The organism is Flavobacterium araucananum (assembly GCF_002222055.1).
In the GTDB taxonomy this organism is placed as follows: domain Bacteria; phylum Bacteroidota; class Bacteroidia; order Flavobacteriales; family Flavobacteriaceae; genus Flavobacterium; species Flavobacterium araucananum.
Genome location: NZ_MUGS01000062.1, coordinates 42,066 through 63,671, shown reverse-complemented (window position 1 = coordinate 63,671; position 21,606 = coordinate 42,066). Strand labels below are relative to the sequence as shown.

Below are 21,606 nucleotides of genomic sequence, written 5' to 3'. Positions count from 1 at the left end.
CAGCGTAAGAAATGTTCTAAAATATTTTTGATTGTATTAAAGCACTTAATATTAGTACGATCAGCGATCATATTTTGATAAAATACTATTAATTTATTCCGTTTAAAATCTATATTTTTATCACACTAGCTAACCACACCATTTATGAAAACTATTTCTCACAAAGAAATTCTCCTGTACTGTATATTTTTAATTTCGATAAGTTCATTTGCCCAGCATAAATCAGACAGAGAACAGCTTGTAATAGATAAAGACTGGCGTTTTTCGTTTGGTCATCTATACGATACTCAAAAAGATTTTGGACACGCAGAGGGTTATTTTTCTTATTTATCTAAAACAGGTTTTGCAGATGGCCCGGCAGCACCAGGATTTGATGATCGTGCATGGCGAAAACTGGATTTGCCACACGATTGGGCTGTAGAACAATCCTTTAGCAATAAGGCAAGTTTTAGTCACGGGTTTAAAGCTGCCGGAAAAGGTTTTCCTGAAAAAAGTATTGGCTGGTACAGAAAGAAAATTACAATCCCCGAAAGCGATAAGGGTAAAATTATATCTCTAAAATTTGATGGTGTTTTTAGAAATTCCAAAGTTTTTTTTAACGGTTATTTTCTCGGCACAGAAGAAAGCGGATACAATGGTTTCGAATACGATGTTACCGCTTATGTAAATTATGGTGCAGAAAACACAATTGTAGTTCGTGCAGATGCATCTATGGAAGAGGGTTGGTTTTATGAAGGAGCAGGGATTTACAGACATGTTTATCTGCAAAAAACGAATCTGTTGCACGTGATCCAAAACGGAACGTATGTGACTTCGGAAATTACAGCAGATAATGCCCGGATTACTGCACAGGTTACCATCGAGAACAAAGGATCCTATACAGGCACAATCGAAATTTTGCAAACTATTGTAGATGCTGCCGGAAAAGAAGTTGCTAATAGTAGTGAAAATGCAACAGCACCCGATTTTTATAAAATGGCAAAATATACTTCAAAACTAAAAATTCAAAATCCTTTATTATGGGATATTGATTCTCCCAATTTATACCGTTTAATTACCCAGATCAGGCAAGAAGGTAAAATTATAGATCGTTATGAAACTAATTTCGGAATTAGAACGATTGAATTCGATCCCGAAAAAGGTTTTTTCCTAAACGGAAAAGCGGTAAAACTAAAAGGCACCAACAATCATCAGGATCATGCCGGAATAGGAACAGCGCTGCCGGATGAATTGCAATATTACCGCATAAAAAAACTCAAAGAAATGGGGTCGAATGCCTATCGTTGTTCGCATAATCCGCCAACTCCGGAATTGCTGGAGGCTTGTGATAAATTAGGAATGCTGGTGATTGATGAAACGCGTCTAATGGGAATTAACGCGTATCATCTAAACAATTTAAAACGTTTAATAGAGCGCGATCGCAACCATCCGAGTATTTTTTGCTGGTCTGTTGGTAACGAAGAATGGAATATTGAAGGCGGAATCGTTGGCGAACGCATTACAAATGTAATGCAGGGATTTAGCAAGAGTATTGATCCTACAAGGCCGGTAACGGTTGGTATAAGCAGTGGTTTTAAAAGCGGAATATCGTCTGTGGTCGAAATAATGGGCTACAATTATATAGGAAACGGAGATATTGACGCGCATAGAAATGAGTTTAAAACCCAACCCGGAATGGGAACAGAGGAGGGGTCGACTTTTGCAACCCGCGGAATTTATTTTACAGATGATGCTAAACAGTATCAAAGTGCGTATGACAAAAAACCTCGCCCAACTTTTTACAGCATCGAAGAAGGCTGGAAGTTTTATGCAACACGCCCCTATCTGGCAGGAATGTTTATCTGGACCGGTTTTGATTATCGTGGCGAACCAACACCATACGGATGGCCATCGGTTACGTCTTATTTTGGAATGATGGATGTGTGTGGTTTCCCAAAAGACAATGTGTTTTACTTAAAATCATGGTGGGGAACTGCACCGGTTTTGCATCTTATGCCACACTGGAACTGGAGCGGAATGGAGGGTAAAGAGATTGATGTTTGGGTACAATCCAATTGTGATGAAGTAGAACTTTTCCTGAACAAAAAAAGTTTAGGGAGAAAGAAAATGGAACAATACGGACATCTGGAATGGAAGGTACAATACAAGCCGGGAACTCTGGAAGCGATTGGGTATAAAAACGGTAAAAAGATCTTAACCGAAGTTCAGCAAACAACCGGAGATCCTGAAACGATTCAACTTTCCAGAGATCCGGAAAACCCTTTGAATTCAAACGTTTCTGTGGTAACAGTTGAGGTTACAGATAAAAAAGGATTGCATGTCCCGACTGCAAATAATGAAATTGAATTTGCGATAAAAGGCGGGAAAATTTTAGGCGTAGGAAACGGTGATCCAACATCATTAGAAAAAGATATTTTTATAGATGATATTAATCTTGTTGCGATTACTAATTTTGAAGAAAGAAAGCAGGTCTCTAATGCCGTTGCAAATCAATCAGTTTTAGATGATGCGAATGCCTGGACAGCAGCTTTTAAAGACAGAGATTATAAAAATCAGGCTTCGGCATATATTTATAGAGGAAGATTTGAGTTAAAAAATAATTTACAATCTAATATTGTTGATTTCTTTTATAAAAAAATTGGGGTAAACGAATCTGTGTTTGTAAACGGAAATTTAATTAATGCAAGCAAAGAGGATTCTCAAAAGTACCATCTTGACAGAACTGTTTTGAAAGAAGGAACTAATATTATTACGATAAGAGCCTCGCCTTTGCAAAAAGTAAAAGATTGGGACGTTATGAATACAGATCCCGGAATTGTAAGGATAATAACGCCATCAGAATCCTGGAAACGCAAATTATTTAATGGTTACGCACAGCTTATTATTCAAAAGGATGAAAGCGGAAGTGAGGTTATTTTGTCGGCTTCCGCCAAAGGATTAAAGGCAGGTGTTTTAAATATTGGTGAGAAGAAAAAATAGACACTAAAAGATTTAAAATGATTTTTTCTTTAGATCACTTATAAAATTGATCGAAATAAATCATTTTAAATCTGCGTTAAACTTTATTCTTAATGATCTGATATAATCATATTTGTTTTTGGTTTTTTGGATTTGTTCATTACAAATAAAAGTAACGGCAATGTTACCACAAAAAACAATCCGACCAGAAAAAAAGCATCGCGATAACTTAAGAGCGACGATTGTCGTAATACAATATTTTCCATAAGTTTGAATGCCTTAAATTTTGCTTCGTTATAGGCAAAACCTTTGCTTTGAAAATATTTTACGTAAGCATTTATTCGGTCCATTGCCAGTATATTGTATTGGTTAACATTTGATACGAGCTCGTTTCGATGTGCTGCAAATCGGTGAGCGACGTAGGTATTTATAATCGATACACCAAAAGAGCCGCCCAATTGTCGCATCATATTATTGAGTGCAGCTCCCTGACCAACGTCTTTATCGTCGAGAGATGAAACCGCCAGCATCGTAAGCGGTACAGTGAGTAAAGCCATTCCTAAGGCACGAAAAATAAGAGAAGTGGCGACTTCGGCAGCACTTGTATTTAAAGTCATTCCGGACATTCGCCAATTAAAATAGATAAACAAAAGAAATCCGGTGGCAATAATAATTACAGGCGAAACGCCTTTTTGCAAAAGCGTTCCGCAGGTTTTCAGGGCAAGCAAAGCAAATAAAGCTCCCGGAAGCAAAAGTAATCCGGTTTGATAAGGAGAAAAACTCAAAAGGCGTTGTGCCACAACAGGCGTGATGTAGATCGAAATAAACATCCCAAATCCGGTCACAAAAGTTAGAATTGCCGCGATACTCAGCGATTTGCTTTTAAGGACCCGAAGATTTACAACGGGCTTTTCGATTTTTAATTCCCAATAAATAAACATTAGTAAAGTACTAACAGCAATCACAGTTAAAATAATAATATATCTGGTTTCGAACCAATCTTCGACTTCGCCTCTTTCGAGTACAGTTTGCAAGGCGCCAACACCAATCGCTAATAAAGCAATTCCGCTCCAGTCGACTTTGGTAATTTCAGGTTTAACAGATGGTTCCCGTAGCAAAAAATAGCAGGAAATCATGACCAGAATTCCAATTGGCACATTAATTAGAAAAATCCAGGGCCAATCATAATTTTCGGTAATATAACCACCAAGAGTAGGACCAATGGTTGGGCCTATAAAAATTCCTGCACCAAACAAAGCACCTGCAGTTGATTGTTTGTCCTTGGGGAAAAGTTCGAAAACAACTACCTGAGAAATCGATAATAATGCACCGCCGCCAATTCCCTGAAAAAACCTGAAAAAGACCAGCATCCAGATAGTAGAAGAATGTCCGCACATGAAAGAGCAAAATGTAAATAAAATAACAGAACCAATATAATAATTTCGTCGCCCAAGATTGGCACTCAAAAAGCTGGTTATGGGTATAATAATTACGTTTGCAATAGCATAAGCAGTAATGACCCATGAAGTGTCTTCGAGGGTTGCGCCAAGGTTTCCGCTCATGTGCGAAAGCGCTACATTTACAATCGATATATCAATCAATTCCATAATTGCAGCCAGAATCACTGTAAAAATGAGGAGTTTTCTATGTAATGGTGTCATAAAATTATTTTATACCGATTGGTATATTTTTGGTTAAAAAAAAGGACTTTGTATTTGTGAAATGTAGTTCCTGAGAGAAAAAAAACACACATAGAAACATAGGATTTCTATGTTTCTATGTGTTATAAAATAGTAGGAATGCGTTACAATTCTTTCTTTACAATATTTGTTTTAAGAAGGTTAGAGGTTGCTCTGGCAATTAAACGTGTTTGGTCTTTGTTCCAGATTTCGCATTGTGCGTTTACAATTTGTTTTCCTTTTCTAATAATGGCTGTTTTTGCAATAATAGTATCTCCAACAAAAGCAGGAGAAAAGTAATCGACAACAAGATTAATTGTGGTATAAAAAGTGTCTTCATGAAGAGAGAACATTGTAGCGCCAATACAATCATCTGCAATTGCTGCCGTCACGCCTCCGTGAAGGCTTTTGATCGGGTTTGACATTTCTTCGCGTACTACATATCTAAAGGTTACTGTTCCTTCCTGGGCCGCAACAACAATTGGTTTCATCCAGAGCATAAAAGGCGATGGCGATGCTGTAAATTCTCTGTCGATGTGGTCTTGTAATACTTGTAATCTTGTTTTTGTTTCCATTAGGTTATGCTATTTAGTTTTTTTAAATACCGATTGGTATATTTTTATTCAAAAAAATAATCCTGTCAATTATTCTAAGTCTTCTATAATTTTATTTAGCGAAAGCATAATATCGGATAAGTTTGATAGATTTCCGGTGATTTTGGTAATCATCACAGCACCTTCGATAATTGCGATTATGGTTAAGGCTGTTTTTTCGGGATCAATGGCTTTTGCTTTAAATTCTCCGGCACTAATTCCCTGCTCAATCAAATAGACTAATTTGTCTTTCCAGGAAAGAATCACATTTTCGACTTTTTTTCTTAAAACAGGATGGGTGTCGTCAGCTTCTGTGGCAGTATTAATAATAGGACAACCACCTTTGGTTATCCTTAAATCATAATAATCAGAATACAACCGCGGATAAACCAATAATTTGTCTTTATATGTCGTTTGCTTTTCGACTTCTCTCGAGAAAGTATCCTGGAGTTTTTGTACATTAAACTTAAATGCTGCAATCGCAACCTCGTCTTTATTCTCGAAGTTACCATAAATACTTCCTTTTGTAAGTCCCGTCGCCTCAGTAATATCACTCATCGAAGTTCCGCTGTATCCTTTCATATTAAAAAGAGGTGCAGTTTTTTCTATAATATATTGCTTGGTTTTCTCGGCTTTACTCATGATGCAAAAAATAACAGCACAAATATATACCGATTGGTATAATTATGCAATATTTTATTGAATTAATTTAATTTCAGGTTATAAGTTAGAAGTTTCAGGTTGAAATGAGAATGAACTTTTACAGTAAATTATACAAAGATTTTTATACCCGATTCTGTTGACAAATGCAAAGGACACAAAGTTTTGTAAACATTGTGATTATACAAAGTCTTACTTGCAAAAAAAACTTTTTTCATTTTGTTTGATTTTCATAACTTTGCAGCATGAAAGATAACTTAGATTTTCAGGCTTCAGAACTTGGTATTAGCGATTTAAAGCTAAAAGGGTTTAAAGTATACGAAGTAAGTGATGATGTTAGTAAAATTCCGACCTATAATCGCAGGGATTTTTACAAAATTTGTATAAATACAAGCGAGAGCCTAATTCATTATGCAGATCGCGGTATAGAAACCAACGGAACAATTTTGTTTTTTGGCAATCCTCATATTCCGTATTCATGGGAAATTATTTCGCCTGTTTATCACGGATATGCCTGTGTTTTTACCGAAGAGTTTCTAAGGGCCAACGATCGTTCTGAAAGTCTTCATGAATCGCCTTTGTTTAAAATTGGCGGAACTCCTATTTTTTTCTTATCTCCTGAGCAAAAAGTCTTTATAGATTCATTGTTTAAAAAAATGATCGAAGAGCAGGAAACCGATTATGTTTTTAAGGATGATTTAATTCGTAATTATATCAATCTGATTTTGCATGAATCGATGAAAATGCAACCTACAGAAAATTTCTTTAAACATAAAAATGCCTCTTCAAGAATTACGTCTTTATTTTTAGAATTGCTGGAACGACAATTTCCTATCGAAACAAAAAATGAACCTTTGGCATTAAAAACACCTCAGGATTATGCACAAAGCCTGGCGGTACACGTGAACCACTTAAACCGCTCTGTAAAAGAAGTAACGGGAAAACCAACAACAGCGCATATTACCGAAAGAATCATTGGCGAAGCAAAGGCATTGTTGCAACACACAGATTGGAGCATTTCGGATATTGGATATTCGCTCGGATTTGAATATCCAAGCTATTTTAATAACTACTTTAAAAGACTTACCGGAACGATCCCGAAATCGTTACGAGTATAAATTGTTTCATATTCTTAATTTTTTGTTTGAATATTGTTATTTCAGATCCACAGTACTAAACTACTTTTGCCCAGAAATAATTAGTATGAACCCCTATCGGTTTTTTGCTGACTAAATATAACTTCAATAAAGCACATTCTAGCTTTCTAATTTAGTTTCCAGCACTGATATACAAAAACAAAATAATTATGAAAGAATCAGAAAATCAATTAAATGAATCTATTTTCCCAAAAGGAGATTTAGCTTCTGCGGATTATTTTACAGGAAAAGCATGGGTGAAAATGTTGGTTCCCAATGATCCGGTTTTAAATACTGCCGTTGGCAATGTAGTTTTCGAAGCAGGTGCAAGAAACAATTGGCATACACATCCCGGCGGGCAAATACTAATAGTTACACAAGGAACAGGATATTATCAGGAGGAAGGAAAACCAATTGAGTTACTTCAGGAAGGGGATGTTGTAAACATTAAGCCCGAAGTAAAACATTGGCACGGAGCCTCTCCGGATGGCCAATTTACCCACATTGCTATTAGTACCAATACCGAAAAAGGTATTGTAGACTGGCTTGAACCAGTAACAAACGAACAATATAATGGCTTTAGATAATTAAAGTAAAAGTGTTGTTTGATGCTCTAATGATAAGTAACGGTTTTGTTAGATCTTATTTAAAATAAAAATCAATCTCAAAAAATCAATTTTATGTCAACACTTTATACTTCTGCTATTGAAGAGGGAAAAATCCCCAATACATTTATGACTGGTGATGTTTCTTATAAAAAACAAACCAGCAATATTCATCCGGATAATACGGTTATCAAAGAAATTTCTTTTGAACCAGGATCGAGATGCAAATGGCATATTAACGCAAGTTTACAATTGTTTATCGCAACAGACGGAATTGGCTATTTTCAGGAAAAAGGTTCTGCCATTCGTTTGCTTCACAAAGATGAGGTAATTACAATTTTACCTGGTGTAGAACACTGGTATGGCGCAACACCTTTTAGCCGATTTTCGCATATCAATATCATTACAGAAATCGATAAAGGCAAAGGGATCTGGTTAGATAGCGTAACCGACGAAGAGTATTTGAGTTTTGGAAAATAGTCTAAGTTTCTAAATTGCTATGTTTTTAAAGTAAGGTACATAGTTACAGAGAGACAAAGGTACAGCGGTTTCTTTGCAGCTAAATAAATTCTAAAAAAGGTCCGACTTATATAAAGTCCGGCCTTTTTTTATTCTTTTAAAATAACTTATACTATTTAATTATTAATTTTGAAATTCACTAACAAATCACTTTCTGTTGCAAAAACATTCGATTCCTACTTTATCTGTTGGCAGTATACTTGGAGAAGAAACTTTGGGGATTACCTTATTTCGCCATAGTGTCAAGGGAAGAAACGAATTTGAGCAACCTCATAAACATGATTTTTACCTAGTGTTTTTTGTAGAAAAAGGATCAGGAGTTCACAATGTCGATTTTACACAATATACAGTAAGCGATTATCAGGTTTATTTTATCAGGCCGGGACAGGTGCATAACTGGTCGCTGGATGTTGATACTGCCGGTTTTCAGTTGATGCTTTCGGCAGATGTAATTACTGTTTTTTCGAATTTAGCACCATTTCCGTTTTTTGAGCAAAGTGTTCCGTCTTGTCTTTCTCTGACCCAAAAAGAGTTTGAGCAGTTTAAAAATCATTTGCACGATATAGAATTAATAGTGTCTGATAATGAATTACTTATTAAGGAGATAGTTTTGCTACGCTTGCATTTACTGCTAAAATTATTGCAAATGGATTACCTAAACCAATTTCCGGAACACGATTCATCTACCAAACCCGAGAAGGTAATCAAAAGATTTAATACCTTAATTGACGCTCATTTTAACGAAGAATCTTCGGTGAATTTTTATGCTGATAAATTAAATATTACACCCAACTACCTCAATATTCTTTGCCAGAAATATTTAAAAATGCCGGCAGGCGATGTCATAAAACAACGAACTATTCTTGAAGCAAAACGTTTATTGACCAGCACTGATTTGTCGATCAAAGAAATAGCCTACCAACTTGGTTTTAACGACAACGGTTATTTTACCAAAGTATTTAAAAAATATACCGGAAAAACTCCGGGTGATTTTAAGCAAAGTTATAATTTTTACCATCCTTATCCGTAATATTACCGTTATCGTTTTTAGTTTCTCACGATTTTTGCAAAGCAATAAATGCTATTTTTTAGCAAAGTGTTATTGCAAAAAGAGATAACAAATGCATAAAAGGTAAAATATAATTTATGGAAGAGCATAAAATAAGCCGAAAAAAATTCTTAGGCTTAGGAGCTGCAGCAACAGGAGCTGCACTGTTTTCGGGAATTGGAGGCAATGCAATTGCGCAAGTATTGCCTGAGGATAATAAAACAGTTTTAAACGAGTATCTTTTGACCAATGTAAGGCTGGAAGATGGTTTTGAATACAATGATAAAAATGAAGTCGTTGCTACCAAAACGGCTTTGTATACGATACATATTGCCAATGGAAAAATAAAAAGTATCACGACAGGAAAGCCGGTTTTGAAATTAAAAACAGTTGATGCCAAAGGACTTTTAATGCTTCCGGGATTGCGGGATATGCACATTCATATTGATAAAACCTATTATGGCAGCGGTACCTGGAATGCAGCACCAAGAAAAGGATATACCGTAAAAGATATGATTACGCTGGAGCAAAAACTTATTCCGCAATTATTACCGGATTCTCAGCATAAAGCTCAAGAAGCAATAAAACTCATGCAAAGTCAGGGCAGCTATTTTGCCCGTTGCCAATGTAATATTGATCCTGTAAGCGGATTAAAAAGTTTAGAACATTTACTGGCGGCATTAGATAAAAATAAAGATAGTTTTGGGTGGGAAATTGTTGCTTTTCCGCAACACGGAATTTTATATTCACAATCAGAACCTTTATTAAGAGAAGCCGCTGCGATGGGAATTGATTTTATAGGCGGACTTGATCCAACCAATGTCGATGGCAATATGGAGAAATCCCTTGACGCCATGTTTCAGATAGCGCTGGATACCAATAAAGGGATCGACATACATTTACACGAATCGCCACCATCCGGCAAAGCTGCTATTGAATATATCATAAAAAAGACCGAAGAAAATAAGGAACTACAAGGAAAAACCTATATAAGTCACGGTTTTGCCCTTGCGAGAATGGACCCAAAAGATCTGGAAAAAATAGCCGAACAAATGGGAAATCTCGGAATAGGAGTGGTCTCGACAATCCCGATTGGGAAAACGATAATGCCAATCCCCACCCTGAAAAAATACGGTGTAAAACTAATGACCGGAACCGATAGTATTGTCGATCACTGGCAGCCTTTTGGGACTTGTGATATGCTTGAAAAAGCAAAACTATGTGCCCAACTTTATGGCTGGACAGATGAGTTTAATTTAAGCCGTGCCCTTCATATTGCTACAAAAGATGAGATTTTGCCACTTAACGATTCAGGAACCCGAGTATGGCCTGCTGTAGATAATGAAGCTAATTTTATTTTGGTAAACGCTAGTTGCTCCGCCGAAGCCGTAGCACGTTTGCCTAAAAGAGAAGGAGTTTTTTATAAAGGAAGAAAGATTGGTGGGGTTATAGGTTCATAGTTGAAAAGGTTCAGAGGAACAAAGGAGTAAAGGGACAAGATAGGATGCGTCATGTTCAAACCTAAAAAAGGTTTCCAAACTGTGCGCTTCTACAGAAAACCTTTGATCCTCTGAACCTTTACTCTTTTGTACCTTTTTAGAAAAAACCCTTGTCCCTTTTTAGAATTTAGAAAAAAACTCAGAGGCTTAAAAAAAACAACCCCTTCAAGCAATTCAACTCTTGAAGGGGTTTTTGAAAATAAATAATAACCAGTTAAATTTATTTCTTTTTGTCTAAGTCTTGTTTTAGCAATTTAGCATGCTCTAAATGAGCTGTAAGCGGTGCAATATTATTCGATGCCCAAAGTTTTACATCTTGATCTTTTGCATCCTCAGTTGCTTTTTGCAATTTATCAATTGCTTTTTGATGTCCGTCGATCATCAGGTCAGCGAATTTTTTATCGAAGTCAAGACCAGATTTTTCATTTAGTTTGTTGTATTCCTCTTTTCCGTCTTCGGTAATCGAAGTAGGTAAAGTGAAGTTTTTTGCTTTAGCCAAAGCGCTTACTTCAGAAGCCGATTTGGTATGCTCATCAACGAGCATTTTTCCAAATTTCTTAACCTCAGGATTGGTACTTTTAGTTTGAGCCAATTTTCCGATTTCGATTTCAGCAAGATTCACTTCTGCGATATCTACCAAAAATTCAGAATCATCTTTTTTATCTGCAACAGAGTCAAATTTAGCTTCGTTTGTATCTTCGGCAACTTCTTTTGGATCTTCTTGTTTTGTTTCATTTTTACAAGAATTAAGGGCTATGATTAGTAATCCCGCTCCTAAAATTGCTTTTCCGGTTAAGAGTATTTTTTTCATGATTTTAATAGTTTAAATGTTATAGTGTAAAATTATTCAGATTGTGAGATGATTGTCTTACAGTATTTTTGAATAATTTTATATGATTTGGATATTGCGGTTATATAAACGAATATTTCTAACTGATAGTTGATTTTTATGCTTGTCTAAAAAAATAAGCGAAATATGGTTTTCCGTAATGACTATAGTTTTTAAAATTACTATTTGCTTGAGCCCTTTCAGGGCAAAAATCGGGCTTAATTTAGGTTTGTAGTGCGTTGCACTACGCTAGTGGTTTTGGACTTTCAGCCCATTTTAAATGTTTCGAACAATTATGACGATATATAATAGGAGTTAGATTTTAGACTGTTTTCAATCTTTATGCTCACGAAATTCTAACTATTCGAAAACTGCTCTGAAAGAGCCTTGGCAAAAGCATGGTGCGTAGCGCCATGAACGAAAGGGCAATAATTGCGCTTAATTTATTTCGTAGTGCGTTGCACTACGCTAGTGGTTTTGGGATTTCAGCCTATTTTTAAATATTTCGAACAATTATGACGATATATAAATAGGAGTTACATTTTTAGATTGTTTTCAATCTTTATGCTCACGAAATTCTAACTATTCGAAAACTGCTCTGAAAGAGCCTTGGCAAAAGCATGGTGCGTAGCGCCATGAACGAAAGGGCAAAAATCCGACGTAATTTATTTCATAGTGCTTTGCACCATGCTCTTGCTAAAGCCCTTTCAGGGCAAAAATCGGGCTTAATTTGGTTCGGAATGCGTTGCACTACGCTTGTGCTTTTGGGCTTTCAGCCCTTTTTTAAATATTTCGAACAATTATGACGATATATAATAGGAGTTAGATTTTAGACTGTTTTCAATCTTTATGCTCACGAAATTCTAACTATTCGAAAACTGCTCTGAAAGAGCCTTGGCAAGAGCATGGTGCATAGCGCCATGAACGAAAGGGCAATTTTTGTTTTAAGCCCTGAAAGGGCGAAAGCCTATCTGTAAAGGAACCGTTCAATATTGTAATTGTTTAGAAAGACAACAATTCGAATAGATTTGCTGGAGCCCTTTCAGGGCAAAATCCCACGTAATTTGTTTTATAGTGCTTTGCACCATGCTCTTGCTAAAGCCCTTTCAGGGCAAAAAACTCGGGTAATTTGTTTTTATAGTGCTTTGCACCATGCTCTTGCTATAGCCCTTTCAGGGCAATAATTGCGCTTAATTTATTTCGTAGTGCGTTGCACTACGCTAGTGGTCTTGGGCTTTCAGCCCATTTTTAAATATTTCGAACAATTATGACGATATATAATAGGAGTTACATTTTTAGACTGTTTTCAATCTTTATGCTCACGAAATTCTAACTATTCGAAAACTGCTCTGAAAGAGCTCTAGCAAGAGCATGGTGCGTAGCGCCATGAACGAAAGGGCAAAAATCGCGTTTAATTTATTTCGTAGTGCGTTGCACTACGCTAGTGGTTTTGGACTTTCAGCCCATTTTTTGAATATTTCGAACAATTATGACGATATATAATAGGAGTTAGATTTTTAGACCGTTTTTAATCTTTGTGCTCACGAGATTCTAACTGTTCTGTTCGAAAGCTGCTCTGAAAGAGCCTTGGCAATAGCATGGTGCGTAGCGCCATGAATAAAGGATAATTTTTGTTTGAGCCCTGAAAGGGCAAAAGCTTATCGGTAAAGGAACGTTCAATACAATAAAAAAACCTCGACTTTTTAGGTCTAGGTTTTTTGGTATTAAAAGGATAGAAATTTACTCTGCATCGAGATAAGGATTTAAGATTTCGGCTAGTTTGTTGAGCCAATAAGAACTACTTTCTAATCTGGTTATTTCCTGATGAAGGGTTTGGTGTTCTCTCACGAGACCTAAAGCGAGTACAAAATTTACTTGCCTTAGTGCTTTTGCCATTCCTTTTGGATCAATTGTGGTATTAAAAAAATTAAGTAGCCTGATTTCAGCTTCTTTCGAAAGGGTGCTTTTACTCATAATGTTGTAGTTTTAGATGTAAAAAACCCTCGTAAATTAGTGTTTCTAACGCCTACAACAGCGCTTGCGGTCGTTTCCGATACCGCACACATAATACAAGGGCAAATCTTATTTCGTTCTTAATGTTGTAGTTTAAGAACCGTAAATGTAACCAAAAAACAATAGCTATATAGTAAGAAAAATAATATTAATAAAAATAATTTGTGTAAATCAATTTTTATCAATGTTTCTTATAAAACCAAATGCCTAGCCCTGATGGGAGGGAAAATCCTTTTGTGTGAGCGGCAGCGGACACAAAAGATTTGGAAGGACAGCAGGAATAGCTCCAAAAAAATTTAATGGTTCTAATATTTATAAACCTGCTAAAATAGAGTTAATTATGAAAATATATCATAAAATTATATAACAGAGAATTCCTGCTTTTTGAGGAATTTTGATGTAATGGATTTCTAATATTAACTTCAAAATTTTTTAGCCATGCCAGATGCAAGAATTAAAAACGAAAAACAATACCAGGCACTTTTAGAAATAGGTTACAGCAAAGAAAAAGCGGCACGAATTGCCAATACACCAGATGCTGCCGAAAAGGGCGGAAGAGCAAAACCTTATGATGAGTGGACGAAAGCCGAATTGTATCAACAGGCAAGAAAGGTAGGTATTGCAGGACGGTCGTATATGAGCAAAAAAAATCTTATTCAATCGCTGCGCAATAATTAATAGCGTTTTAAAACCATATATGCCACATGTTGTAGAGAATAATAGAATATCGGAAATAATCTTTTTTAATCTTAATGTGTGACAAAATAATAAACTCAACGATGATGAATGCAGCAGCAAAAACCGAAAAACTAATGAATCAATTGATCAAAACACCTCATTTGGTGATCGAAAAATTAGATTTAGTTTACATCAACAATCAAAAGCTGCCTATTGAGCGATGCAAAGGCGAAGACGGTTTTATTTATAAAAAGAACGGACGTTGTATTAAGCAAAAAAGCGAGTTGAAACGTTTTAGCAGTCTGGTTCTTCCGCCCGCTTGGGTAAATGTTCAGATTTCAGATTTGCCAAACGGGCATTTACAAGCGGTTGGGTTAGACGATAAAAATAGAAAACAATATAGATATCACCCACGTTGGAATTTGATTCGCAATCAGACCAAATTTTACAAAATAGCCGAGTTTGGAACCAAATTGCCGTTGATAAGAAAACAAGTCGACGAGGATCTGGAAAAAAAAGAATGGTCGAAAGAAAAAGTGGTCGCCCTTGTGATTAGACTAATGGAGGAAACGCATATTAGGATTGGAAATGAAAAATATGCCAAGGATAATAAATCCTATGGACTTTCGACTTTAAGAAAACGCCATATCAATATCAATAAAAATGCGCTGAGATTTGAATTTGTAGGCAAAAAAGGGGTGCTGCATACGATTACGACCCGAAACAAAAAATTGGTAAAATTGGTAAGTCGATGTGAGGAAATTCCGGGTTGGGAGGTTTTTAAATATTATGATAAAAATGGCGAACGAAAGGTTCTCGACAGCCACATGGTCAATGAATATTTGCATGAGATTTCTGGCGAATATTTTAGCGCCAAAGATTTTAGAACCTGGGCAGCATCGATTATATTTTTTGAAACTTTGATGGAAATTGGAACTTCAACAGACGAAAAAGACATTAAAAAGAACATTTTGTCTGCTTTTGATACCACGGCTCAAGCTTTGGGAAATACGAGAAATGTATGCAGGAATTATTATGTTCACCCTTTGTTGGTTTCGACTTACGAAGATGGTTCGATTGAGCAGTATTTTGAGAGAGCCAAAAAATGCAGGAGTAATAAAGAGCATTTTTCGCATAGCGAAATTGCCTTTTCGGAATTGATTCAAAACTATCAGATCAATTTATTATAAATCACGATTGATCGTGTTAATATTACAATCTTTAGAGTTAATACATCTCTGTAAAAAGTATGAAATTTGAGTAACAAACAAAATCATTATCAACTAAAAAACACAAGCTTATGTTACGTTATACAGTCATTTTTATTATTCTTGCTATCATAGCCGGAATATTTGGTTTTGGAGGAATTGCCGCCGGAGCCGCAAGTATTGCTAAAGTTTTATTCTTCATATTTTTAGTCTTATTCGTTATATCTCTAATTAGCGGAAGAAAAAGTATTTAGTCAGCAAATAAATAACAATCAAAAAAACGACACATATATTTCGGTAAATGTGTCGTTTGCATTTTTAACAATAAAAAATTTAATTATGGGAACTAAGAGCGGTGCTTATCAGGATGTCTACATTAAGAGAGAGAATGAAATGGTGAGCTTAAAGAATGATGTAACAGATTTTTGCAAAAAATATATAAAACCTGTACATCCGGAAAATTGGGATTGGTCGATTCGTGATTTCGAAAATCCTAAGAATAATCCAACCGTTGCCGAAGCAAGAGCAATTGGAAACGTAGTTTTTAAGGATTTAAACGATAAAAAAGAGACTGATGTAGATCTTTCGACCATGAACAACGTTGAGTCGATTAAGGCTTATCTGAATCCAAAGAGCAAATATGAAGCTTTTAATATGGAGGAATTTGCTTTTGCCTTGAAAGTAGAACTCGAACACGGGAAAATTAAGGATGTAAACGTAACCAATAATCATCCGTTTCTAACGGCTATGATCGCATTGGCGCACATGACCGAGAGCCTGACCTACTACAAAAGATTGAAAGTGATGGAGGCCGAAGGTGAGATTTACGAAATTATGCGTAAAATAGAAAAAGTGTCTTCAGGAAAAGAAGCCTTATTAGAAGATCTTATCAAAGCCGAAGAAGAACTCAAAGAAGCTAGAGCAGGACTTGCAGAACGCCTGGAAAAAATGGACGATATTCCGGTTTTGGAAATTATTGGAGATTAGGGTTTTGAGGAAAGTTTTAAAGGTTCAAAAGTTCGAAGGTTCAAAGGTTCAAAGCGACAAAGGTTGTTGTAGAGGCGCACAGCAGTGCGTCTTTTTTTGGTTCAGAGCGAAAAAGGTCGTTGTAGGTATGCAGATAATTTGATAAATAATTATAATTTACGGCATAAAACAAATCTAACGCCTGCGGTAATGTCGATAGGCTAGGAGATTTTAGATTTTAGATTGAAGATTAACGATTAAAGATTAAAGATTTCTAATTGTGTGTTGTTAAATACTAATAGCAGCTATTTTTCTAGGTTCCAAAGATCTAAAATCAAAAAGCGTTACTCAAAAATCAGCAATTATTTTATCTTTTTTCTGTCACTATATAATCTCTGCGAGATATTCTGTTTTAGGAGATTAATATGGTAAAATTTGCAAGGGCGCATAAAAATTTTGTGTAAAATAGGATTAAGAAAAAAGGTTCAAAGAACCAAACCGGCAAAGTCTATAAACTCTGTTCCTTTGCCTCTCTGAACCTTTGAACCTTTGATTGAACCTTTCCTCAAAACCTTTGCCTTGTTTTTTAAAATTTTCTTGGATCATTATCGGGATATTTTACATCTTCTTCTTCCTGAACATCGTCTTCGATATATTCATCATCTTCTTCCTGATCATCGATATCTTCGAGGTCTTCTTCGGTTTCATTAAAATCATCTTCGAGCACATCAGACGGATTATCGAGTTCGTCGTTTATATCGTCTACATTTTTGCCGTTGAGGTCCAATTCTTCTTCATACAGATCATCGTTATTAGGCTTTAGATCATTCTGATTATGAAAATCATCGTTCAAATCTTCCTCATCATCTATAAGCTGATCCGGATTTGGCTTATGTGGATCGTAACCATTTCTCACGGTATAACCACGTTCTGCTATCTCACGATTATCAGTATCGCTTTCTTTGCTATCATCGATATTATACGATTGGTCGCTGTTTAGCTTGCTTTTATCGTTATTGTTTTGATTTCGAGGGTCTTTATTTCCTTTAGTCAGACTGTATTTTTGATCTGTAGTATTCATGATAGTGTAGTTTAATAGTTTAGTATATTCAAAGTTACTCCCTAAACCAGCATTTTGTATTATAGAATTGTAAAATGTAATTGTATAATTAACAGCTGTTTATACTATTTTGGTTTTCATTTACCAAAAAGACCGTTATCATAACTAACGGTCTTTTTTGGTGTTTTAGTTTTTTTTTGAATATCAGCATTTTACTTTGATTTCTCTAGTTGTCGTTACGTTCCAGATCATCATCATCAAAGTGATCATCATCTTCTATGTGTTGTTCCTGGTCGAGATCGTCAGATTCGATAAAATCATCTTCTTCCTGCTCTGTATTGGTAATATGGTCATCCTCGTTGGTAACTTGTTCCTCGTTTGGGATATTTTCGTTCCGGATGATATGGTCTTTTTTAAGCAGTTTGTCTATAGCTTTATCGATTAATATTGCGGTATCAATATCCAGATGTCCCTTTTGATATTTTTGCTGAAAATAAAGTTCTGCTTCCTGATAGGTATGATCTATATAAGTTTCCATTATAGTATATTTTTTAAAATTTGATACTACAAATCTATCTTCCAGAGGATAAATGTGTCTTACAGAATTCTAAAATGTAATTGTATAATAAACAGGTGTTTAGAATACAACCAAAATGAATAATAATATAACTAGTCTGGTAATCAAGGTAGTAATTTTGAAATAATTAATCATAAAAAACTATTACCATGAAAAGTGCAGACAATAAAAAAGAGACGACTACAAAACAAGAAGTCAAAAAAGGAGTAACAAAACCAAAATCGGATGCAGCATCAGGACTGTCGGAATTGTTTGAAGATGGACTAAAAGACATTTACTGGGCAGAGAAAGCTTTGACAAAAGCAATACCTGTGATGACAAAAAATGCTACATCGGCAGATTTAATCGAAGCGCTAAACAGTCATTTGACCGAGACTGAAGAGCATGTAACGCGATTAGAGCAAGTTTTTGAGTTAATTGGTAAAAAGGCTTCGGCAAAAAAATGCGACGCAATGGCGGGCTTAATCGAAGAGGGGAAAGGCATTATTGAAGAAACTGAAGTTGGGGTTGTACGTGATGCCGGTATTATCGCAGCAGCACAAAAAATAGAACACTACGAAATTGCGACCTACGGTACTTTACGACAATTTGCAGAAACACTTGGTTTAACTGAGGCTGCCAGTATTCTGGAACTAACATTGGACGAAGAAAAAGGAGCAGACAAAAAACTAACAGAGGTTGCAGTAAATGCTGTAAATCTTGAGGCTGCAGAATTAGAGTAATTCTAAAAACAGTAGTATAAAAAGTGCAACTCTAAGTTGCACTTTTTTAGTTTATAATTCTAAAATAGCTATTATGCCAGAAGGTCCGTCAATAATAATTTTGAAAGAACAAGTACAGCAATTTGAGCAACAAAAAATAAGAGAAGTTTCCGGTAGTTGTGCGATCGATATCGAGCGTCTGCAAGGCAAAATAATTCTTGAATTTAAAACCTGGGGAAAACACTTTTTAATTTGTTTTGATGATTTTACCGTCAAAATTCATTTGCTCATGTTTGGTACCTATCGAATAAACGAACAAAAAGAATCTATACCCAAACTGAGTATGATTTTTGCCAAAGGAGAACTCAATTTTTATACCTGCTCCGTAAAAATATTAGAAGGAAATATAAATCAATATTACGATTGGAGCGAGGACGTAATGAATAAAAAATGGGATGCGAAAAAGGCAAAACAAAGTCTTGATAAAATTCCGGACGTAATGATTTGTGATGCTGTTTTAGATCAGAATATTTTTTCGGGAGTAGGGAATATAATCAAAAATGAAGTTTTGTATCGATGCCGGATTCACCCGGAATCTCTGGTTGGAAAAATTTCGCCAAAGGATTTAAAAAACATCATCAACGAATGTTCCATTTATAGTTTTGAATTTCTGGATTGGAAGAAAAATGATGAATTAAAAAAACACTGGCTTGCTTACACAAAAAGTGTTTGTGTTCGTTGCGATCTTCCCATGCATAAAAAGCAAACAGGGAAGAGAAAGCGCAGAAGTTTTTATTGTACCAATTGTCAAAAACTGCACAAATGAAAAAGAAACAATCAATAGGCTGTTCGAGCTTCAATAATCGCTTTTGGAAGGGAATTTTCTACCCAGACAATTTGTCAGGTTCGAGGTGGTTTGAGTTTTATTGCCAGTATTTTAGCACCTATGAGTTCAATGGAAGCTTTTATAAGTTTCCGACCGTAAAAGTATTTGAAAATTGGTATAAAAAAACGCCCGAAAGTTTTATTTTTTCTGTAAAAGCACCAAAAGAGATCACACATTTTAAGAAATTTGTCGACTGCGAATATCTCATAAATGAATTTTATAAAGTATGCGAAACAGGCTTAAAAGATAAATTAGGCTGTGTTTTATTTCAGTTTCCACCCAGTTATCAGTATAGTATCGAAAGATTGCATCAAATTATAGGGAATTTAGACCTAAAGTTCAGAAATGTAATCGAATTTCGTCACGAAAGTTGGTGGAATCAAGATGTATTCGATGCTTTTCAGGACAACAAAATTACGTTTTGCAGTGTGAGTCACCCGCAATTGCCCCGTACAATTTTTAAAGATTCTCCACTTATTTACATTCGGTTACACGGAGTTCCCAAAATGTTTTACTCTAGTTATTCGGCTAAAGAATTACTTGAAATAAAAGATGCAATACGTTTAAAATCAGCATTTGTGTATTTTAATAATACAGCAAGCGAAGCAGGAATCCTGAACGCTTTAGAACTCAAGAAGATAATGGAATAATGGAAGTTCAAGGGCTGCAAATTTTTTTAGCCACAGCTCAAAATGATTAAAAAAGATTTTAAAATCCCTGTCATCATTTTAAGCTGTGGCTAAATTTTATTTTTTTAGGAACTTTGTGTAAATCTTAGCGTTTTATGGCTAAACCTAAAACTACAAAGTCAAGTTACCTTCGATCCCGTCATCCATTGTTTTTCCGGTTACCAGAGCAGTTGCCATTTTAGCAATAGCGACCATTTTCCCGTTTTTATTATTCCAGTAATAGCCATCTTCCGGAACTACTTTTATAACACTTAAATTGGGGTCGTCTTCGCCTCCAGGCATCCAGATCTTTACAATTGGATCGTATAATTCTTTGATCGTTTCCCTGTCGTAGGATATACTTGCGGTTCCGTGCAGCGTTAGGAATTTATCGTGCGGTTCAGCAAAAAAAAGCTCCACTTGCGGGTTTAATGTAATTTCGGCATTGTGGGTGCTGTTTCGGTCAGATAAAAACCAGAGCTGACCTAAATCGTCAATTTTCTGGACAGACATTGGGCGCGATTGTAATCTGTATTCGTCGTATGTACAAAACATACAGGTCTTAATATTTTCTGCCAGATCTTTAATTTTATCTACTGCAAATTCGTTTGTAAGGTCTTTATGATCTCCCATGGCTTTATACGTTTTAAATTAGGTTATATTATTTTGTAAAATTCTCATTTAGTGACTCCTAAAATATAGAATTTCATCAAAAACTTCATGATTGTAAAGTTCCCGATTTTATGCTTTTAAGGCTTACATAATTTGCTTTTTAAATTATGAGATTTCAAGTATTAATTTTTTGGATTGCTGTGCTAAAAAGGGAAGATTAATCTATAAATTTGGTTATCTTTGAAAAACAAAAACACTGAAATTACAAGATAAAAAATGACTGACTTAACTATATTTTATACAGATGATGACGAAGATGATTTGAGCATTTTTACAGATGCGGTAGAATCATTGCCAAAAAAAATACAGCTTAAGACATACTCAGGAGGAGAGAAATTACTCAATGCTATATATAATCCGCCACCAACACCATACGTAGTATTTTTGGATCTTAATATGCCGGGCAAAAATGGATTTGATGTTTTGACCGAACTTAAAAATTCTGAAGAAAAAAATAATATTCCGGTAATTATTTTCTCGACTTCAAATGAGCCAAGTATTATCGAAAAATGCCGCAACCTGGGAGCCAACTATTTTATTACAAAGCCTATTTTAATGAAAGACATTTTAAAATCAATTGAACATGCGCTTGAAATCGATTGGAAAAAATTTAATCCAACCGATAAAGATTTTGTCTATAAATCATAAATA

The 21,606-nt window shown here is 35.4% G+C and carries 22 protein-coding genes; 14 read left to right on the top strand and 8 right to left on the bottom strand.

Annotated elements, in window-relative coordinates; translation table 11 throughout:
• Positions 1 to 144 precede the first annotated feature (144 nt).
• On the top strand, positions 145 to 2,979 hold the full coding sequence (gene galA / locus B0A64_RS21765) for a beta-galactosidase GalA (RefSeq protein WP_089481574.1): 2,835 nt from the start codon (positions 145 to 147) through the stop codon (positions 2,977 to 2,979).
• An 89-nt stretch (positions 2,980 to 3,068) separates the two neighbouring features.
• Here the strand turns inward: galA and B0A64_RS21760 are convergent, their stop codons facing one another.
• From B0A64_RS21760 to B0A64_RS21750, 3 genes are all read right to left on the bottom strand, one after another.
• Positions 3,069 to 4,619: a DHA2 family efflux MFS transporter permease subunit gene (locus B0A64_RS21760; protein ID WP_089481573.1), complete on the bottom strand. Its 1,551-nt coding sequence runs from the start codon at positions 4,617 to 4,619 to the stop codon at positions 3,069 to 3,071.
• A gap of 143 nt (positions 4,620 to 4,762) precedes the next feature.
• Positions 4,763 to 5,212 carry a PaaI family thioesterase gene (locus B0A64_RS21755; RefSeq protein WP_089481572.1) on the bottom strand — a complete coding sequence of 150 codons (450 nt, stop codon included), beginning with the start codon at positions 5,210 to 5,212 and terminating at the stop codon, positions 4,763 to 4,765.
• A 69-nt stretch (positions 5,213 to 5,281) separates the two neighbouring features.
• Positions 5,282 to 5,872 carry a TetR/AcrR family transcriptional regulator gene (locus B0A64_RS21750; RefSeq protein ID WP_089481571.1) on the bottom strand — a complete coding sequence of 197 codons (591 nt, stop codon included), beginning with the start codon at positions 5,870 to 5,872 and terminating at the stop codon, positions 5,282 to 5,284.
• Between the two features lie 263 nt (positions 5,873 to 6,135).
• Between B0A64_RS21750 and B0A64_RS21745 the strand changes: the two genes are divergently transcribed.
• The 5 genes from B0A64_RS21745 to B0A64_RS21725 all read left to right on the top strand — a co-directional run bounded on the left by B0A64_RS21745 (position 6,136) and on the right by B0A64_RS21725 (position 10,658).
• On the top strand, positions 6,136 to 7,008 hold the full coding sequence (locus B0A64_RS21745) for a helix-turn-helix domain-containing protein (RefSeq protein WP_089481570.1): 873 nt from the start codon (positions 6,136 to 6,138) through the stop codon (positions 7,006 to 7,008).
• 188 nt (positions 7,009 to 7,196) lie between these two features.
• Positions 7,197 to 7,613: a (R)-mandelonitrile lyase gene (locus B0A64_RS21740; RefSeq protein ID WP_089481569.1), complete on the top strand. Its 417-nt coding sequence runs from the start codon at positions 7,197 to 7,199 to the stop codon at positions 7,611 to 7,613.
• Between the two features lie 93 nt (positions 7,614 to 7,706).
• Positions 7,707 to 8,111: a cupin domain-containing protein gene (locus tag B0A64_RS21735; protein WP_089481568.1), complete on the top strand. Its 405-nt coding sequence runs from the start codon at positions 7,707 to 7,709 to the stop codon at positions 8,109 to 8,111.
• A 196-nt stretch (positions 8,112 to 8,307) separates the two neighbouring features.
• Positions 8,308 to 9,180, top strand: coding sequence for a helix-turn-helix domain-containing protein (locus B0A64_RS21730; RefSeq protein WP_244285469.1), 873 nt, complete (start codon positions 8,308 to 8,310; stop codon positions 9,178 to 9,180).
• Between the two features lie 116 nt (positions 9,181 to 9,296).
• Positions 9,297 to 10,658: an amidohydrolase gene (locus B0A64_RS21725; RefSeq protein ID WP_089481566.1), complete on the top strand. Its 1,362-nt coding sequence runs from the start codon at positions 9,297 to 9,299 to the stop codon at positions 10,656 to 10,658.
• 259 nt (positions 10,659 to 10,917) lie between these two features.
• On the opposite strand, the gene B0A64_RS21720 is transcribed toward B0A64_RS21725, so the two are convergent.
• A complete protein-coding gene (locus tag B0A64_RS21720; protein WP_089481565.1) occupies positions 10,918 to 11,508 on the bottom strand; it encodes a DUF4142 domain-containing protein in 591 nt (196 codons plus the stop codon).
• A 1,758-nt stretch (positions 11,509 to 13,266) separates the two neighbouring features.
• Positions 13,267 to 13,500 (bottom strand): hypothetical protein, encoded by a 234-nt coding sequence (locus tag B0A64_RS21715; protein WP_089481564.1) that lies wholly within the window; start codon positions 13,498 to 13,500, stop codon positions 13,267 to 13,269.
• A gap of 477 nt (positions 13,501 to 13,977) precedes the next feature.
• Between B0A64_RS21715 and B0A64_RS21710 the strand changes: the two genes are divergently transcribed.
• The 4 genes from B0A64_RS21710 (at position 13,978) to B0A64_RS21695 (ending at position 16,412) form a co-directional block, all read left to right on the top strand.
• The gene (locus tag B0A64_RS21710) at positions 13,978 to 14,217 is read left to right on the top strand and encodes a DUF7218 family protein (protein ID WP_089481563.1); all 240 of its coding nucleotides are present in this window, start codon (positions 13,978 to 13,980) and stop codon (positions 14,215 to 14,217) included.
• Positions 14,218 to 14,321: 104 nt separating this feature from the next.
• Positions 14,322 to 15,407 carry a DNA topoisomerase IB gene (locus B0A64_RS21705; RefSeq protein WP_089481663.1) on the top strand — a complete coding sequence of 362 codons (1,086 nt, stop codon included), beginning with the start codon at positions 14,322 to 14,324 and terminating at the stop codon, positions 15,405 to 15,407.
• Between the two features lie 110 nt (positions 15,408 to 15,517).
• The gene (locus B0A64_RS21700) at positions 15,518 to 15,679 is read left to right on the top strand and encodes a DUF1328 family protein (protein ID WP_083691381.1); all 162 of its coding nucleotides are present in this window, start codon (positions 15,518 to 15,520) and stop codon (positions 15,677 to 15,679) included.
• 85 nt (positions 15,680 to 15,764) lie between these two features.
• A complete protein-coding gene (locus B0A64_RS21695; RefSeq protein ID WP_089481562.1) occupies positions 15,765 to 16,412 on the top strand; it encodes a DUF5661 family protein in 648 nt (215 codons plus the stop codon).
• A 565-nt stretch (positions 16,413 to 16,977) separates the two neighbouring features.
• Here the strand turns inward: B0A64_RS21695 and B0A64_RS21690 are convergent.
• Both B0A64_RS21690 and B0A64_RS21685 read right to left on the bottom strand, forming a co-directional pair.
• Entirely contained in the window at positions 16,978 to 17,472 is a 495-nt protein-coding gene (locus B0A64_RS21690) for a hypothetical protein (RefSeq protein WP_089481561.1), read from the bottom strand.
• 205 nt (positions 17,473 to 17,677) lie between these two features.
• Entirely contained in the window at positions 17,678 to 17,989 is a 312-nt protein-coding gene (locus B0A64_RS21685) for a hypothetical protein (protein ID WP_089481560.1), read from the bottom strand.
• A gap of 188 nt (positions 17,990 to 18,177) precedes the next feature.
• On the opposite strand from B0A64_RS21685, the gene B0A64_RS21680 reads away from it, so the two are divergent.
• From B0A64_RS21680 to B0A64_RS21670, 3 genes are all read left to right on the top strand, one after another.
• A complete protein-coding gene (locus B0A64_RS21680; protein WP_089481559.1) occupies positions 18,178 to 18,750 on the top strand; it encodes a YciE/YciF ferroxidase family protein in 573 nt (190 codons plus the stop codon).
• 73 nt (positions 18,751 to 18,823) lie between these two features.
• Positions 18,824 to 19,555 carry a DNA-formamidopyrimidine glycosylase family protein gene (locus B0A64_RS21675; protein ID WP_089481558.1) on the top strand — a complete coding sequence of 244 codons (732 nt, stop codon included), beginning with the start codon at positions 18,824 to 18,826 and terminating at the stop codon, positions 19,553 to 19,555.
• Positions 19,552 to 20,265, top strand: coding sequence for a DUF72 domain-containing protein (locus B0A64_RS21670; protein WP_089481557.1), 714 nt, complete (start codon positions 19,552 to 19,554; stop codon positions 20,263 to 20,265). Before B0A64_RS21675 ends, B0A64_RS21670 begins: the two co-directional genes overlap by 4 nt.
• Before the next feature lie 150 nt (positions 20,266 to 20,415).
• Here B0A64_RS21670 and B0A64_RS21665 read toward each other — a convergent pair whose 3' ends face one another.
• A complete protein-coding gene (locus B0A64_RS21665; RefSeq protein WP_089481556.1) occupies positions 20,416 to 20,916 on the bottom strand; it encodes a pyridoxamine 5'-phosphate oxidase family protein in 501 nt (166 codons plus the stop codon).
• A 255-nt stretch (positions 20,917 to 21,171) separates the two neighbouring features.
• Here B0A64_RS21665 and B0A64_RS21660 point away from each other — a divergent pair, with 255 nt between their 5' ends.
• Entirely contained in the window at positions 21,172 to 21,603 is a 432-nt protein-coding gene (locus B0A64_RS21660; protein ID WP_089481555.1) for a response regulator, read from the top strand.
• Positions 21,604 to 21,606: the final 3 nt, after the last annotated feature.